The organism is Mycobacterium sp. ENV421, assembly GCF_002887815.1.
Taxonomy (GTDB): Bacteria; Actinomycetota; Actinomycetes; order Mycobacteriales; family Mycobacteriaceae; genus Mycobacterium.
Map to the genome: position 1 here is coordinate 1 of NZ_PDHO01000006.1, position 16,913 is coordinate 16,913.

The following is a 16,913-nucleotide window of genomic DNA, read 5'->3' on the forward strand; positions in this document are numbered from 1 at the left end:
CACTTTCCTCATTCCGACACCCCACGACCAACCAATTTATCGGTGGATCGAGGCTAAGCTCGGATCATGAGGAGATTCACGCGCTGCAGGACCGCATCCAGGCCATGATCGACACCTGCGCGGCGCCGCAGCAAATCAGCAACGCCGCGGCATCGGCACCGAGCGAGCAGACTGTTTCTCCTTCTCTCCCAACAGCATTGGCCCAGCATCGGATTCCGGACCGGGTGCGGATACCCGATGTCGTCGCCGCCGACGACGGTCCGGCACCGAACGGCAACACGGCCGGGCACACCTCTCCCGCGGGGACCGTGCGCCCGCCGCTGCCTGCGCGGTCCGCCGCGACGGCCCCACACCCGGCGGCGGCCGTGAATCCAGGCCTGCCGCAGCCCGATAGCGGCCCGGCGGTCAGCGCGGGCGATCCACCGCATCCCGCGACGGCACCTCACCGCTCGACGAGCCGGACGGCACGCCCGGGCCGTTAGGGGTGCCGATACGGTGTCCCTATGACCGGCGACGACATCCTGCTCATTGACACCACCGACCGCGTCCGCACGGTGACGCTGAATCGGCCCAACTCGCGTAACGCGCTGTCGAGCGCACTGCGCAGCCGTTTCTTCAGCGCATTGCGCGACGCGGACGCCGACGAGGGCGTCGACGTCATCGTCGTCACCGGCGCCGACCCGGTGTTCTGCGCGGGGCTGGACCTCAAGGAGCTCGGAGACACCACTGAGCTGCCCGACATCTCCCCCAAGTGGCCGCCCATGACCAAGCCCGTCGTCGGCGCCATCAACGGCGCGGCCGTGACCGGTGGACTCGAACTGGCCCTGTACTGCGACATTCTGATCGCCTCCGAACACGCTCGCTTCGCCGACACCCACGCCCGGGTAGGGCTGCTGCCGACGTGGGGCCTCAGCGTGCGACTGCCGCAGAAGGTCGGCGTCGGAATGGCCCGGCGGATGAGCCTGACCGGGGACTACCTGTCCGCCGAGGACGCGCTGCGGGCCGGGTTGGTGACTCAGGTCGTCGCCCACGAGGAGCTGCTGCCCACCGCGCGGGCGGTGGCCGCCTCGATCGTCGGCAACAACCAGAAGGCCGTCCGCGCGCTGCTGGCTTCATACCACCGCATCGACGAGGACCAGACCGGCTCGGGACTGTGGATCGAGGCGATGTCGGCCAGGAAGTGGATGGCGGCGACGTCCGGTGACGACATCGCCGCCAGCCGCGCGTCGGTGATCGAACGCGGCCGCAGCCAGGTGAAATAACTTCCGGCTAAACCGCTTTCGCGGCGGCGATGAGGCTCTGCCACTTCGCCAGCGTGCTGGCATCCTTGGCGATGATGTTGCCGGCCTGCAGCTGACTCAGCGTCACACCCTGCAGCGTGTAGGTGTGATTGTTGCCGACCACGGAGATCACCACGGAACCGGCCTTCTCGGTGACGTCGAATTCGCTGGGCTGCATCCAGACGAAGTCCAGGGTGTCCTTCGCCGGGTTGAAGCTCAGCACCGGGTTGCTGCCCCAGCCCCACGTGATCGTCGTGGTCGTGCCGCCCGTCACCGGGGTGCCACCGCCGGTGCCGCCAGTTCCACCGGTGCCCCCGGTGCTGCTGTAGTCGACGACGTTGATCGTGCCGTAATCGTTGAACACCTTGCTGAATGCGCCTTGCGGATCACTCAACCCGGAGGCGCCGGTGCTCGCCTGCCCGAGGGTCCCCGGGGTATCGCGGAGCACCTGCCACATCGACAGCATGCCGATGCCGTTGGCGCGGGCGAAGTCCTCCAGGGCCTGCGCATCGGCCACGGTGAACACCTCGGAGAGGACGTCGTTGACGCCGAGCATCGGAGTCACACCGATCTGGCTGTATCCAAAGCTCTGCCCGTACTTGCCGTACAGCGATTTCAGCTGTGTGTAGGTCGACTGCGCTGACTGAATTGCATACGCGCCCATAGTCTTTGCGCCCGGGCCGCTGGTCGGGGCGGCGGACTCGCCGTAGTCCATCGCCATCACGTTCACGCCGTCGAGTTTGACCCCGGCCTTGACCGCGGCGTCCACGACGTTGAGACCGTCGGCGGTCAACCCGGTCGGCAACACCGGCAGCGTGTACCAGATGTGCAGCTCCGGCTTTTGCTTCTGCAGCAGCGCGAGCGCCTGGCTGTTGAGGGCGACCGACGCCGGATCGGCGACGGCGGCACCTTCGATGTCGAAATCGATGTGGGTGACGCCGTACGTGTCGATAACCGCGGCGTAGGCGTCGGCCAGTTCCTGGGCGCTGCGGCCCTTCGCCGCATACGCCTGGGCGATGCTCGTGCCCGACGCGCCTCCGAACGAGATCATCACGTCGCCGCCGGCCGCCTTGAACGTGGCGATCGAGGTGTTGATGGCGACCGCCTGTTCGTTCGTCGAACTCGGTTCCAGCGCAGCCAATCCCGCCCATGCGAGATTGCCGTTCTGGTCGGCTTGCATGAAGCCGAGCGTCACCAGCGAGGTGCCGTAGGTCTTCGACAGCCCAAGCAGGTTCGGGACCGGGTAGGCGCCCATGTCGATGTACGGCGCGAAGAAGCTATCACCCCACCGCGCGGTTCCGCCCGGCGTCGTCGCGGTGTCGTCGTTGGTGATCGTGCCGACCGCCGAGCCGTCGGCGATGGTGGCGCCGGACGCATTCGATAGCGTCACCGTGAACGTCTCGGTCGGCTCGACCGTGGTATCCCCCAGCACGCCGACGTTGATGACCTGGGACACCTGCCCCGCGGCGAAGGTGATGGTGCCTGCGCCGGCCGTGTAGTCCTGGCCGGCGGTGGCCGTACCGTTGGCGGTGGTGTAGTTCAGGGTGATCGGCGTCGTCGACGCTTTCGACAGCGTCACCGCGAACGCCATCGAGCTGCTGCCGCTGTTGCCTTCGGCCGCGGTGGCGTCGGCGATCGAGATGCTCGGCAGCACGGGCGCGGCGTCGTCATTGGTGATGGTGCCGGTCGCGGTGGCTCTGCCGATGGTGGCACCCGACGGATTCGACAGCGAGACCGTGAACGTCTCGGTCGGTTCGACCGTCGTGTCCCCCAGCACGCCGACGTTCACCACCTGGGACACCTGCCCCGCGGCGAAGGTGACGGTGCCCGAGCCGGCCGCGTAATCCTGCCCGGCGGTCGCCGACCCGTTGGCGGTCGTGTAATTCACCGTCACCGGCTTGGTGCTGGCCTTCGACAGGGTGATCGTGAAGGCGGCGTTGGTGGTGCCGCTGTTGCCTTCGGTCGCCGTCGCGTCGGCGACCGAGACACTGGGCACCGCGGTCTGGGCGCCACTGATCAGCGACTGCCACTTGGCCACGGTGCCCGCGTCCTTGGCGACGATGTTGGTCATCGACAGCTGCCCGAGGCTGACGCCTTGCAGCGTGTAGGAGTGGTTGTTGTCGACAACCCCGATCACCACGGATCCGGACCTCTCGACGACGGTGAATTGATTGGACTGCATCCACCCGAAGTCGAGCTTGTCGGTGGCCGGGTTGAAGGCCAACGCCGGGTTCGATCCCCAGGCCCAGGTGATCGTGGTCGTGGTGCCGGTGGTGGCGGCCGACAGGCTGCGGGCGGCCGGCGCGGACGTCCACGCCGTCACCTGGTTGACCACGGCCTCGATGTCGCGCCTGATCAGCGCCAGTGCGCCGGTCAGTAGCTGGATCGGGGCCGGCGGCAGGCCGGTGCCCGGCCTCAGACCGAACAGCGACAGGAATCCCGACACGATGGTCGGTGGGCGAATCGCGACGGCCGCGGCGTGCCGCGCCGGCGCAACGAGGGCGGCCGGAACCGACACTGCGGACGGCGCCGCGGTAGCAGCTGGCAAATCCTGCTCGGTTGCAGACGCGACGGCGGCCGCGGTGTTCGGTCCGCCGAGATCCACCCGATCAGCGGCTTGCGCTTTCTCCGCAGACACGGCATCTGCGGGGGTCGTCGCTGGTGTGTCTGACCGGTCCGCAGCACTGGGCCGCGTTGCCGACGTCCGGCCGTTCGACTTCTTCTGCGGGCCCGCAGCACCGTGGGGCTGCTGCGCCGCGCGACGGGACGAGCCGACAGCCCGCGGCCCTGATCGGGAAGAATCGGCCGAACCCGGCGAATCGGACGACTTCGAGGATGTCGAGGAATGCGCGGTCGAGCCGGAGTCCGGACCTTCAGCCGCCGCAACTCCGGGATTGCTGGCAACTGCCACGCCCAGGCCCATGGCAAACGCCGCCGACCCAATGCGAAATCCAAAGTTGGTCGAACTCATGGAGCCCCCGTCACGAATCGATGTATCAGCAACGTCATTAATAACCCACCAGCGACGTGTTCGGAAGTAACTCAGCAAAAATTGATACATAGGCACGCAACATATTTGACGGGCTACTCATTTACGCTCGGCTTCCTGAACGAGGCGCACGAGGTCTGCGGCGGCGACGAACGGCTCGCCGCGACGCTCACCGAGCGGTTCGACGAGGTCCCGCGCTGGTGGCCAGCGACGGCATCGGCGACGACGACATGGCGGCCGCGCACGGGGGCGACACCTACAATCCGATCGATCCGGCCGGTCTCGCGGACCGGCTTTCCGCGGCTGGATTCGAGCGAATCGACGTGCGCACCAACGACTTCGGCTGGGCAGCAATCGCCCGCCGCTAGTTGGTGCCGGGCACCAACCAGCGCCCGGAGAAGGCGCGCCACCCGACGAAGACCAGTCGCAGCACCATGAACGTGCTCAGGCCTGACCAAATGCCGAGCAGCCCCCAGCCGAAAGCCAGCGACAACCAGATCAGCGGCAGGAAACCGACCAGAGCGCTGACCAATGTCGCGGTGCGCATGAACGCGGCATCGCCGGCGCCCAGCAGCACCCCGTCGAGCGCGAAGACTATTCCGGCGATGGGCAATTGGGCCACCATGAACCACCACGGCACCCCGATCTCCGCCAGCACCGACCGGTCGTCGGTGAACAACGACGGCAGCACCGAAGCACCGGCGGCAAAAGCGAGAGCCAGCACCGAGGCGGCGATCGCGGAGAACACCGTCACCCGCCACGCGACCGACTTCGCGTGTTCCGTCCGCCCCGCGCCGAGCGCGGCACCCACCAGCGACTGCGCGGCGATCGCGAGTGAATCCAGCACCAGCGCAAGGAAATTCCACAGCTGCAGCACGACCTGATGCGCGGCGACGGCCGCCGCACCGAACCGGGCGGCCACCGCGGCAGCCGAGACGAAACACGCCTGGAAGGCCATGGTCCGCAGCACCAGATCACGGCCCATCACCACCTGCGCGCGCAGCACCGACGTGTCCAGGCGCAGCGGCACCTTCTCGACCAGCAGCGCCCAGCAGAAGAGAACCGCGGCGAGCCACTGCCCCACCAGATTGGCGATGGCCGAACCGGCCAGTTCCAGCCGCGGCAGGCCCAGCCAGCCGTAGACGAGCAGCGGGCACAGCACCGCCGAGACACCGAAACCCACCAGCACATAGCGCAGTGGACGCATGGTGTCCTGCACACCGCGCATCCAGCCGTTGCCTGCCGCGGAGATGAGGATGGCCGGCACACCGAAGATCGCGATGCGCACCCAGGGCAGTGCGGCACCGGCGATGTCGCCACCGCCGGACTTCGTGCCCGCGATCGCCGACACAATCGGAACCGCGGCCACTTGAACGGCAGCCACGATCGCGACGCCCATCCCCAGCGCCAGCCAGGTGGCCTGTACCCCTTCGCCGACGGCCGCGGCACGGTCACCCGCGCCGTAGAAACGCGCGGAGCGAGCCGTCGTCCCGTACGACAGGAAGGTGAGCTGGGCGCTGACGACCGACAGGATCAGACCGCCGATCGCCAGGCCGGCCAGGCTCAGCGCGCCTAGCCGGCCGACGATCGCGATGTCGAACAGCAGATAGATCGGTTCGGCGGCAAGGACACCCAACGCGGGAAGCGCCAGCGCCGCGATCCGCAGGCTGGTTACTGAGGCGTCGTCGGCTGAGTCAGTCAAGCCCAGACCCCAGAGTATTGAGATCGAGTTTCACCTTTTGCACTCGAAGTACGAGTAGATCGCTACCAAAGGTGAAATTCGATGGTGCGGCAGCGGCGCCAGCCAAAACCCGACTCAGCCAAGGGCGGCGGTCAGCTGCGCCACCACGTCGTCGATCGGTCCGGCCGCGGAGTACCCGGCGGCCAGCGTGTGCCCGCCGCCGCCGAAGCCGCTGGCGATCGCCGCCAGGTCATAGCTCTTGGCCCGCATCGACACCGACCAGTGTCCGGGTTCGATCTCCTTGAAGACCGCGGCGACCTCGGCTTCGTGCGTGGTGCGGACGATGTCGACGATGCTCTCGACCTCTTCGGAGCGGTTCTCCATCCACTCCTCGTGCGCGACCACCGCGTAGACCAGCCCGCGCCCGCCTGCCGCCTCGGGCACCAGCTGGGCACGGGACAGAACGCGCGACAGCAGCGGCAGCCACACGAACGGGTGCGTGTCGAACAGCTCACGGCTGATCGCGGCATTGTCCACCCCGAGCTCGACCAGGCGGGCGGCCAGCCGCAGCGCGCCCGGCGATGCCCACCGGAACGAACCGGTGTCGGTGGTCAGTCCCGCGTACAGGCACGATGCGACATCACAGTCGATCGTCTTACCCCATGCATCGAGCAGCTCGGCCACCACCATGGTGGTCGAATCTGCCTTCGGGTCAACAAGATTCACGCTGCCGAACAGGGTGTTCGACTTGTGGTGGTCGATCACGAGCACCGCGCAGCCGAGCTGAGTGAACTCCGACAGCGCACCGAGGCGGTTCACACTCGGGGCGTCGACCGTCACCACCAGATCAACGTCACGGCGCATGGCACCGGGAGCCACCAGCAGGTGCCCACCGGGCAGCATGCGCAGGGACTCCGGCAGTGTGGACGGCGTCGCGAAACTCACTTCGACGTCGACACCGTCGCGCTCGAGAATCAGGGCCAGAGCCAGCCCGGCCCCCACGCTGTCGGCGTCGGGGTGGACGTGGCAGATGACACTGACCACGCCGGCGCCGCGCAGGACCTCGACGGCGCCATGCGCATCCACCCGCCGTGCGAGGCGGGTGAGCTCAGTCGTCGAGTCGATCGCGGTCACCGGCGTCCTGGTCGTCCTGCGAAGAAGTTGTCACATTTCCCGGGTCGCTGCGCTCCTGCCCAACGTCCCCCTCTTCTCCTACCACACGGTACGGCTGCGCGTCTCCCGCAGGAGTGGCCCCGGCTCGAATCCGCGCCACATCGGCGTCGGCAGCGCGCGCCTTGGCGAGCAGCTCCTCCATCTTCTGCGCGGTGTCGGGCACCTTGTCCAGAACGAAGGACAGGGTCGGAGTGAACCGCACGCCGGTGCCCGCACCGACCTTCGTACGCAGCGTGCCTTTGGCCCGTTCCAGCGCCGCCGCCGCACCCGCATAGTCCGGCTCGTCATCGAGGGTGTTACCGCGCACCGTGTAATACACGGTGGCGTCGTGAAGGTCACCAGTCACCTTGGTGTCGGTGACCGTCACGAACGCCAGCGGCGGATCCTTGATCTCGAACTCGATGGCCGAGGCGACGATGGTGGCGATGCGCTTGGAGAGCCTGCGGGCCCTACCAACATCAACCACTAGACGCGCTCCTTCTCGACCAGCTCGTAGGTCTCGATGACGTCGCCTTCCTTGATGTCGGAGTACGTCAGCGTCAGACCGCATTCGTAACCCTCGCGCACCTCGGTGGCGTCGTCCTTCTCCCGCTTGAGCGAGGAGACCGTGAGGTTCTCGGCGACGACGACGTTGTCACGCAGCAACCGCGCCTTGGCGTTGCGCCGCATGATCCCGGACTGCACGAGGCAGCCGGCGATGTTGCCGACCTTCGACGACCGGAAGATCGCGCGGATCTCGGCGCGGCCGAGCTCCTTCTCCTCGTAGATCGGCTTGAGCATGCCCTTGAGCGCGCTCTGGATCTCGTCGATCGCCTGGTAGATCACCGAGTAGTACCGGATCTCGACACCCTCGCGGTTGGCCAGCTCGGTGGCCTTGCCCTCGGCGCGCACGTTGAACCCGATGATGATCGCGTCCGATGCCGACGCCAGGTTGACGTTGGTCTCGGTGACGCCACCGACACCACGATCGATGACGCGCAACTCCACCTCGTCGTCGATCTCGATGCCCAGCAAGGCTTCCTCGAGCGCCTCGACGGTGCCGGAGTTGTCGCCCTTGAGGATCAGGTTCAGCTGACTGGTTTCCTTCAGTGCCGAATCCAGGTCTTCCAGGCTGATCCGCTTGCGGGTACGGGCGGCCAGTGCGTTGCGCTTGCGCGCGCTGCGCCGGTCGGCGATCTGGCGGGCGATGCGGTCCTCGTCGACAACCAGGAAGTTGTCACCAGCACCTGGCACCGACGTGAAGCCGATGACCTGCACCGGTCGTGACGGCAACGCCTCGGTGACGTCCTCGCCGTGCTCGTCGACCATGCGGCGCACGCGGCCGTAGGCGTCGCCTGCGACCACAGAGTCGCCGACGCGCAGCGTGCCGCGGGTGATCAGCACGGTCGCCACGGGACCGCGGCCGCGGTCCAGGTGCGCTTCGATAGCCACACCCTGGGCTTCCATATCGGGGTTGGCCCGCAGGTCCAGTGCCGCGTCGGCGGTCAGCAGCACCGCTTCTTCCAGCGCCTGGATGTTGGTGCCGTTCTTGGCCGAGATGTCGACGAACATGGTGTCGCCACCGAAGTCCTCGGCAACCAGGTTGTACTCGGTGAGCTGCGCCCGGATCTTGGCCGGGTCGGCGCCCTCCTTGTCGATCTTGTTGACCGCGACCACGATCGGCACGTCAGCGGCCTGCGCGTGGTTGATGGCCTCCACCGTCTGCGGCATGACCCCGTCGTCGGCGGCGACCACCAGGATCGCGATGTCGGTGGCCTTCGCACCACGGGCACGCATGGCGGTGAACGCCTCGTGACCCGGGGTGTCGATGAACGTGATCGGGCGTTCGACCCCGTCATGCTCGACGGTCACCTGGTAGGCACCGATGTGCTGGGTGATGCCACCGGCCTCGCCCTCGCGGACGCTGGCCTTGCGGATGGTGTCCAGCAGTCGGGTCTTGCCGTGGTCGACGTGACCCATGACGGTGACCACCGGCGGACGGACCTCAAGGTCGCCCTCGTCGCCTTCGTCCTCGCCGTAGGTGAGGTCGAACGACTCCAGCAGCTCGCGGTCCTCGTCTTCCGGCGACACGACCTGCACGACGTAGTTCATCTCGCCGCCGAGCAGCTCGAGCGTCTCGTCGCCGACCGACTGGGTGGCGGTCACCATCTCGCCGAGGTTGAACAGCGCCTGGACCAGTGCGGCCGGGTTGGCGTCGATCTTCTCGGCGAAGTCGCTCAGCGACGCGCCGCGGGCCAGCCGAATGGTCTCGCCGTTGCCGTGCGGCAACCGCACGCCACCGACGACCGGCGCCTGCATGCTCTCGTACTCGGCGCGTTTTGCCCGCTTCGACTTGCGGCCACGACGCGGGGCACCGCCGGGACGGCCGAACGCGCCGGCCGCGCCACCGCGCTGACCGGGACGGCCGCCACCACCGCCGGGGCCACCGCCACCGGGACGGCCACGGAAGCCACCGGCAGCAGCGCCGCCGGCGCCACCGCCGCCGCCACCGGGACCGCCGGTGCGGTAGTTACCGCCGCCGCCACCACCGGGACGGCCGCCACCACCGGGGCCTCCGCCGGGACGGGGACCGCCGCCGGGTCGCGGCGCGCCGGGACGACCGGGCGCACCGGGCCGGGCGCCGGGCGGACGGGGAGGCATGTTGCCGGGGGTTGCACCGCCGGGACGAGGCCCGCCACCGGGACGCGGCCCGCCAGGACCGGGACGCGGGGCGCCGGGGCCACCGGGGCCTTGCGGGCGCGGCGCTGGGCGCTCGACCGGCTGGGCCGACGAGAACGGGTTGTTGCCGACGCGCGGCGGCCGGGGCATACCCGGCTTCGGCGCGGCCGGTCCCGGACGGGGACCGGGCGTCGGCCCGGGGCCGGTCGGTGCAGGTGCAGCGGGGGCCGCCGGAGCCGAAGCCGCCGGCGCAGCCGGGGCTGCAGGAGCGGGCGGCGCCGGAGTCGGCGCAGCCGGGGCTGGGGTCGGGGTTGGGGCCGGGGCGGCCGGTTTGGGTGCCGGCGCCGCGGGCGGCGCAGTCGCGACAGCGCCATCGGACACGGGCGCGGGCTTGGGTGCCGGAGCTCCGTTGCCGGCGGGGCTGGCCGGTGCGGCTTTCGCCGGGGCTTTGTCGGGCTTGCCGCCGCCGAACGATTCCCGCAGACGGCGGGCGACGGGGGCTTCCACCGTCGACGACGCGGATTTGACGAATTCGCCCTGGTCGCTCAGTCGGGCGAGAACTTCCTTGCTGGTGACACCGAGTTCCTTGGCCAACTCGTGTACACGGGCCTTACCTGCCACTACATCTCCTACTCAAGAGGCGACAGCGGTGGTAGGCCGCGCCTCGGGTTTAGCTACGACGCATGGTCATCGTCGGGACTTCACGGTGTGCTCATGTTCTTCGCTGCCTGTTCTCTTGCCGGGCTGGCTGAGTTGTTCAGCGCCGTCTGGGCTCTGACGTACTCGACCACCGCGGATGTATCCGGTGAACCGGTGATGCGCAACGCTCGGCCGAATGCTCGCCGTCGAAACGCTGCCTGAAGGCACCGGTCGTCGGGGTGCAGCCACGCACCCCGCCCTGGGAGGTTACCTGCTTGATCAACGGTTAGGGCGCTATGGCCGTTCCCGTTCGACACAGCCACCACTCGGAGGAGATCGACGGCCAACTCTCGCTTCCGGCACCCGACACATGTCCGTACCGGACCTTCGGTACGTCGATGCGGTCGCTCGGGAGTCGGAGTCTCGCGCTGGATCACGGCACAGTCTACCGTCATCGCGGCATCGCTCAGAACCACCCTTGGCCGGGCGATCCGGGCCGGGCCGTCAGCCTGCTTTCTCCTGATACCGCGAATATCCGTCTCGGCCGACGACGCCCGCGTGGTCGGCGGGCAAGCTGCCGACCCGGGTTCCCAACTCCCTCGCCTGGTCGAGATTGATGTAGATCCCGGCCCCCTGGCGTCCCGTGGCGATGATGCCCTCGCCGAACCGGTGAAGCGCCGTGTCGAGCTCGGCGAACAGGTCGGCGGCGGCGTCGAAGTTGGAGTACGCATCGGCGGTCATCTCGGATCCGAGGAACTCAAACGAACCCCCGTTGAGCAGGATCGACATGTCCGTCGATGCGGTGGACCGGACGTCGAACGGCTCACCGGACGGAACCGCGTACTCCAGGCCGATCACGCCGGACGGGCAGTTCAGCGTCTTCCATTCGCCGTAGTTGTTGAATCGGTGCGCTCGCACGCCGGCGTCGTGGGTGTAGAGCCACTGGTAGCCATGCCAGCTCGGCGGTGCGTCGGGCAGTCGCACCACGCCGACGACAAGGTCGCGCCGCGCCGAGGCCTTGGCGATCGCGGTGGACAGCGCGGTCAGCCCCAGGCTTGCGGCCAGGTCATCGGGTCGCCCGGTCCAGATGATCCGTCCGCACGACAGGACGTGTTCTCCGCCGGGCACCGACACGGTGACGGTGAATCGTCCGCCACCGGATCTACTGATCGCCGCCACGGTGGAGTCGAACAGCCAGTTGACTTTCCTTCCCAGCGATGCAGCCAGGCGCGACCACAAGACGCCCGCTCCGCCGTGCGGATAGATGAACTTGTCGGTCGGCTCATCGGGACGCGTCGAGTTCCGCATCCGCGGTAACGCGGTGGCCAGTACCGAGGCGAGCCGCGGCGAGAGGATCCGCTGCGACGCCCACGCCGCCGGAATGTTCTTCGGGTCGATGCCGAACACCTTCCGGGCGTGCGGGGCCATGAATTTCTCCGACAGGTACGGCCCGTACCGGTTCTTGACCCAGTCGTCCAGGGTGTCGTCGGTGCGGCCGGCCGGCGCCGTCAGCTTCCAGGCGATGAGCGAGGCGGCGCCGCGGGCACGGACGGACAGCGGCGCCGAGTGGCGGAACTGCCGCCAGTCGAACGGATAGCTGACCACGTAGCCTTCCCGCAGGATTCCGCTGTGCCGGTCGATGTCCGACATCGGGATACCGCCGAGCCGCTCGGCGAACTCCAGCCACACCCGGCGCTGCTCGGGTGTCGCCGACAGCAGCCGGTGACCGCCGAGGTCGACGTCGTGCCCGGCCACGGTTGCCGGCCGGGCCAACCCGCCGACGTAGACGGTGCGTTCCACGATGGCCACCGAAGACCCGGCCGCTACACACGCGTCTGCCGCTGTCAGCCCGGTCGGGCCGGCTCCGACGATGAGCACGTCGACGGATTGGGCAGCGCCGAGTTCTGACAACGAATTCCCCCCTTGTTGACGATGGTGCACCCACCTAATTGACGATGGTGTACCCACCGGTCGCCGATGTGGCTACATCGGCAACTCAGCGCCCGGTTCTCGTCAGTGCTCCACGTCGTGCGACGCGGCAGGTCGCGGCTCGTCTTCCGGCGCCGCCGCGTCGCTGCGGATGTCGATGCGCCACCCGGTCAAGCGGGCTGCCAGTCGGGCGTTCTGCCCCTCCTTGCCGATCGCCAGCGAGAGCTGGAAGTCGGGCACCACCACCCGCGCCGCGCGGGTGTTCGCGTCGATGACGGAGACGGAGACAACCTTCGCCGGCGACAGAGCGTTGGCGACAAACCGCGCCGGATCCTCGTCGAAGTCGATGATGTCGATCTTCTCGCCGGACAACTCGCTCATCACGTTTCGCACTCGCTGGCCCATCGGGCCGATGCAGGCGCCCTTCGCGTTGAGCCCGGGCACCCGTGAGTGGACCGCGATCTTGGATCGGTGGCCCGCCTCTCGAGCCACCGCGACGATCTCCACGGAGCCGTCCGCGATTTCGGGCACCTCCAGCGAGAACAGCTTGCGAACCAGGTTGGGGTGTGTGCGCGACAGCGTGATCAGGGGTTCGCGCGCACCGCGGCTGACCCCGACGACGTAGCAGCGCAACCGGTCGCCGTGCTCATAGGTTTCGCCCGGCACCTGCTCGGCAGCCGGGATGACGCCTTCGGCGCCCTTGGTCTCACTGCCCAGCCGCACGACGACCAGGCCGCGCGCATTGGCTCGGGCGTCGCGCTGGATGACACCGGCGACGATGTCGCCCTCCCGGGCGGAGAACTCCCCATAGCTGCGCTCGTTCTCGGCGTCGCGGAAGCGCTGCAGCATGACCTGGCGGGCCGTGGTGGCCGCCACGCGGCCGAATCCCTCTGGCGTGTCGTCCCATTCGCTGATCAGGTTGCCGTCTTCGTCGGTCTCGCGCGCAATCACCTGCACCGCACCGCTTTTGCGGTCGATCTCGATGCGCGCGTCGGGCTGATGCCCCTCGGTGTGCCGGTAGGCGGTCAGCAACGCCGTCTTGATGGTGTCGAGCAACTCGTCGACCGAGATGCCGCGATCGATCTCGATCGCATGCAGGGCGGTCATGTCGATGTTCATGCTTCGGCCTCCGTTCCGGCTGCTCCCGCAAGTTCGAGCTCGCGTGGCTTTGGTGGTGAAAACTCAACCTGGACAACAGCTTTGACGATGTCAGCCAGCGGAATCCGGCGCACCGTCCAATCATTGCGCTCGCGCACCACCAGGTCGACGGCGTCATCGGACACGACGCCCAACCGGGCGGTGACCGTGGTTCCGTCGGCAAGCTCGGCGTCGACCAGGCGGGCGTGCGCGCGACGGAAATGCTTCTCGTTGGTCAACGGTCGGTCCACCCCCGGCGAGGTGACTTCGAGAACGTAGGCGTCGTCGCCGCTGATCAGGTCGTCCAGCAGTGCCGAGGCCGAGTGGGAGAGCGCGGCGACGGTATCCAAGTCCAGTGGCTTGTCGCCGTCGGCGATGACCGTGACGCGCGGCGGCTGGGGGCGGCTGTCGATCACGACGTCTTCGATTTCGTATCCGGCGCGCACGAACTCACCATCGAGTAGCTCGATCACCTGCTTCTGGGTTGGTAGCCCCGTAGAACGGCCAGCCACGGCGAGCTCCTCCATCTTGAGTTGTCCTGATCAGCTGCGTCGGATGCAGCGCTCTCGAGAGAGCCAGCCCTCCACGATACGCCAGCGCGGGGCACTGCAATGGCAGGATGTTGGCGTGCTGAGCCGAGATCCCCGTCCATTCGGCGGGATATCCCGACGACGAGTTCTCATCGACGGCAGCCGCGGGTTGGCGCTGCTCGCGGTGTTGGGCGCAGCGGCGACCGCCTGCGGCAACCCGTCGCCGCCGGAACCCGATCCGCTGGAGCAGCAGGCCGAGCTGGCCCGCCACGACAGCGAACTGGCGGCCGCCGCGGCGAAGACCGCTCCCTCAGCGCTGGCGCCGGCATTGACCGAGCTGGCGGCCGAACGCGGGAAGCACGCCACGGTGCTGGCCGCCGAGGTCGCGCGACTCTCCGGCAAACCGGCATCCACGACCAGTTCCACCGCTGCGACCACCACGTCGGCGTCCGGCGCCCCGGCACCGACGGTGGCCGATGTGGTCGCCGCGCTGCGCAGCTCGGCGGACAGCGCCACCTCGCTGGCGCCGACCCTGTCCGGATACCGGGCCGGGTTGATCGGTTCGATCGCGGCGTCCTGCGTCACCGGGTACTCGGTGGCCCTCGCCGCCGGAAAGGCCGGGCAATGACGTCACCCACCTCGTCGACGTCGCCGACCCCGTCGACCACGCCAGATCCCGACCGGCCGTCGGATGCCGCCGCGGCGGCGCTGTTCGACGCGGTGGCCACCGAGCACGCGGCGATCTACGGCTACGGCATCGTCTCGGCCCACAGCTCTCCGGACGAGAACGATCTGGTCTCCGACGCGATGGCGCAGCACCGCGAGCGCCGCGAAGCGGCCATCGCGATGCTGACCGGCCGCTCAGTCAAGGCGCCGGTGCCCGCCGCCGGCTATCAGCTGCCGATGGCGGTGAACACCCCGACCGACGCGGGCAATCTCGCGATCCGGATGGAGAACGACTGCGCGACGGCCTGGCGTGCAGTGATCGAACGGGCGACGTCCGACCAGGACCGCGCCTTCGGTGTCAGCGCGCTGACCGACACGGCGGTACTGACGGCACGCTGGAAGCAGGCGCTGGGCATCCGGCCGCTGACCGAGGCGTTCCCCGGCGGCACCGAGTAACTAAGACGCCAGGGTCGCCGCGATGTCGGTGACGGCACCCTCGGCAGCGATCTCACGCTTCTCCCCGGTGAACCGGTTACGCAGCTCGACGACCCCGTCGGCCCAGCCACGCCCGACCACGACGATCCAGGGCACCCCGAGCAGCTCGGCGTCCTTGAACTTCACTCCCGGCGAGGCGGTGCGGTCGTCGAGCAGAACCTCAAGGCCGAGCCGGTCCAGGTCGCGGGCCAGCTCCTCGGCCCCGGCGCGGGCCTGTGCGTCCTTGTTCGCGATCACCACGTGCACGTCGAACGGTGACACCGACGCCGGCCAGCGCAGCCCGAATTCGTCGTGCTGTTGTTCGGCGATCACCGCGACCAGCCGGGACACCCCGACGCCGTAGGAACCCATCGTCAGCCGCACCGGCTTGCCGTCCTCGCCGAGCACGTCGGCGGCGAAGGCGTCGGTGTACTTGCGGCCCAGCTGGAAGATGTGACCGATCTCGATCCCGCGCGCCGACACCAGCGGTCCGGCGCCGTCGGGCGACAGGTCGCCGTCGCGCACCTCGGCGGCCTCGATGGTGCCGTCGGCGACGAAATCCCGGCCGGCGACCAGGCCCACGACGTGCTTGCCGGTTTCGTCGGCGCCGGTGATCCACGCCGTCCCGTCCACCACCCGAGGATCCACCAGATAGCGAACCCCGTTGGCCAGCAAGCCTTTCGGGCCGATATACCCCTTCTTCAGGAAGGGGTGCCTGGCGAAGTCGGCGTCGTCGAGCAGCGCGTACTCGGCGGGATCCAGCGCGGCGCCGAGGCGCTTGTCGTCGACCTCCCGGTCACCGGGCACGCCGATGGCCAGCAGCTCCCAATCGCCACCGGGCGCACGGACCTTGAGCAGCACGTTCTTCAGGGTGTCGGCGGCGGTGATCTCCCGGCCGAGGCCAGCGGAGTTCGCCCACTCGACCAGGGTGGCGATGGTCGGGGTATCGCCCGTGTCGTGCACCTGGGCGGGAGGAAGGCCAGCCACCTTTTCAGCCGGCATTGCCTCCGGGACCGCGGTGACCACCGCCTCGACGTTGGCCGCGTACCCCGATTCCACGCACCGCACGAAGGTGTCTTCGCCGATCTCGCTTTCGGCCAGGAACTCCTCGGAGGCCGAACCGCCCATCGCGCCGGACACCGCCGAGACGATCACATAGCGAATTGCCATGCGCTTGAACATGTTCTGATACGCCTCGCGGTGCGCGTGGTAGGCGGTCTTGAGGCCGTCGTCGTCGACGTCGAACGAGTACGAGTCCTTCATGATGAACTCGCGCCCGCGCAGGATCCCGGCCCGCGGCCGGGCCTCGTCGCGGTACTTGGTCTGGATCTGGAACATCAGCAGCGGGAAGTCTTTGTAGGAGCTGTACTCCCCCTTCACCGTCAGGGTGAAGAACTCCTCGTGGGTGGGGCCCAGCATGTAGTCGTTGCCGCGGCGGTCCTTGAGCCGGAACACTCCGTCGCCGTACTCGGTCCAGCGGTTGGTGGTCTCGTAGGGCGCTTTCGGCAGCAGCGCCGGGAACAGGATCTCCTGGCCGCCGATCGCGACCATCTCCTCGCGCACGATCTTCTCGATCTTGCGCAGCACCCGCAGGCCCAGCGGCAGCCAGGTGTACAGCCCCGGCGCCACCGGCCGGACATACCCGGCTCGGATCAACAGTTTGTGGCTGGGCACTTCGGCGTCGGCTGGGTCGTCACGCAGGGTGCGCAAGAACAGCTCGGACATGCGGGTGATCACAGTGGGCAAGCCTAGCGATG

14 protein-coding genes and 1 pseudogene are annotated in these 16,913 nt (G+C 68.5%); 5 read left to right on the top strand and 10 right to left on the bottom strand.

All coding sequences use genetic code 11. The features are described 5' to 3' along the window. A pseudogene (locus CRM90_RS30205) lies at window positions 1-482 on the top strand (hypothetical protein); the annotation flags it as partial. 21 nt (window positions 483-503) lie between these two features. Beyond that, window positions 504-1,262 (top strand): enoyl-CoA hydratase, encoded by a 759-nt coding sequence (locus CRM90_RS09615; RefSeq protein ID WP_102806782.1) that lies wholly within the window; start codon window positions 504-506, stop codon window positions 1,260-1,262. Between the two features lie 7 nt (window positions 1,263-1,269). Here the strand turns inward: CRM90_RS09615 and CRM90_RS09620 are convergent, their stop codons facing one another. Continuing rightward, on the bottom strand, window positions 1,270-3,918 hold the full coding sequence (locus CRM90_RS09620; protein WP_233209249.1) for a Calx-beta domain-containing protein: 2,649 nt from the start codon (window positions 3,916-3,918) through the stop codon (window positions 1,270-1,272). A gap of 551 nt (window positions 3,919-4,469) precedes the next feature. Here CRM90_RS09620 and CRM90_RS09625 point away from each other — a divergent pair. Continuing rightward, window positions 4,470-4,637, top strand: coding sequence for a hypothetical protein (locus tag CRM90_RS09625; protein ID WP_199189840.1), 168 nt, complete (start codon window positions 4,470-4,472; stop codon window positions 4,635-4,637). Here CRM90_RS09625 and CRM90_RS09630 read toward each other — a convergent pair. The 8 genes from CRM90_RS09630 to rimP all read right to left on the bottom strand — a co-directional run bounded on the left by CRM90_RS09630 (window position 4,634) and on the right by rimP (window position 13,998). Beyond that, window positions 4,634-5,935 carry an MATE family efflux transporter gene (locus tag CRM90_RS09630; protein WP_199189850.1) on the bottom strand — a complete coding sequence of 434 codons (1,302 nt, stop codon included), beginning with the start codon at window positions 5,933-5,935 and terminating at the stop codon, window positions 4,634-4,636. The two genes, CRM90_RS09625 and CRM90_RS09630, sit on opposite strands and share 4 nt — an antisense overlap. Before the next feature lie 150 nt (window positions 5,936-6,085). Continuing rightward, entirely contained in the window at window positions 6,086-7,084 is a 999-nt protein-coding gene (locus tag CRM90_RS09635; protein WP_102806785.1) for a DHH family phosphoesterase, read from the bottom strand. Beyond that, window positions 7,059-7,589, bottom strand: coding sequence for a 30S ribosome-binding factor RbfA (gene rbfA / locus CRM90_RS09640; RefSeq protein ID WP_102806786.1), 531 nt, complete (start codon window positions 7,587-7,589; stop codon window positions 7,059-7,061). The genes CRM90_RS09635 and rbfA overlap by 26 nt, the downstream gene beginning before the upstream one ends. Next, entirely contained in the window at window positions 7,589-10,402 is a 2,814-nt protein-coding gene (infB, locus tag CRM90_RS09645) for a translation initiation factor IF-2 (protein ID WP_102806787.1), read from the bottom strand. The genes rbfA and infB overlap by 1 nt, the downstream gene beginning before the upstream one ends. A gap of 80 nt (window positions 10,403-10,482) precedes the next feature. After that, entirely contained in the window at window positions 10,483-10,875 is a 393-nt protein-coding gene (locus tag CRM90_RS09650) for a YlxR family protein (RefSeq protein ID WP_102806965.1), read from the bottom strand. A 49-nt stretch (window positions 10,876-10,924) separates the two neighbouring features. Then, window positions 10,925-12,331, bottom strand: a complete 1,407-nt coding sequence (locus CRM90_RS09655; RefSeq protein ID WP_158249004.1) for an NAD(P)-binding protein — start codon at window positions 12,329-12,331, stop codon at window positions 10,925-10,927. Window positions 12,332-12,433: 102 nt separating this feature from the next. Further along, on the bottom strand, window positions 12,434-13,468 hold the full coding sequence (gene nusA, locus CRM90_RS09660; RefSeq protein ID WP_102806789.1) for a transcription termination factor NusA: 1,035 nt from the start codon (window positions 13,466-13,468) through the stop codon (window positions 12,434-12,436). Beyond that, window positions 13,465-13,998, bottom strand: coding sequence for a ribosome maturation factor RimP (gene rimP / locus CRM90_RS09665; protein ID WP_233209251.1), 534 nt, complete (start codon window positions 13,996-13,998; stop codon window positions 13,465-13,467). Before rimP ends, nusA begins: the two co-directional genes overlap by 4 nt. Before the next feature lie 115 nt (window positions 13,999-14,113). Between rimP and CRM90_RS09670 the strand changes: the two genes are divergently transcribed. Together CRM90_RS09670 and CRM90_RS09675 are read left to right on the top strand one after the other, a co-directional pair. Then, window positions 14,114-14,644, top strand: coding sequence for a hypothetical protein (locus tag CRM90_RS09670; protein WP_102806791.1), 531 nt, complete (start codon window positions 14,114-14,116; stop codon window positions 14,642-14,644). Continuing rightward, window positions 14,641-15,138, top strand: coding sequence for a ferritin-like domain-containing protein (locus CRM90_RS09675; RefSeq protein ID WP_102806792.1), 498 nt, complete (start codon window positions 14,641-14,643; stop codon window positions 15,136-15,138). The genes CRM90_RS09670 and CRM90_RS09675 overlap by 4 nt, the downstream gene beginning before the upstream one ends. Here CRM90_RS09675 and CRM90_RS09680 read toward each other — a convergent pair whose 3' ends face one another. Next, window positions 15,139-16,893 (bottom strand): proline--tRNA ligase, encoded by a 1,755-nt coding sequence (locus tag CRM90_RS09680; RefSeq protein WP_102806793.1) that lies wholly within the window; start codon window positions 16,891-16,893, stop codon window positions 15,139-15,141. Between the last annotated feature and the right edge of the window lie 20 nt (window positions 16,894-16,913).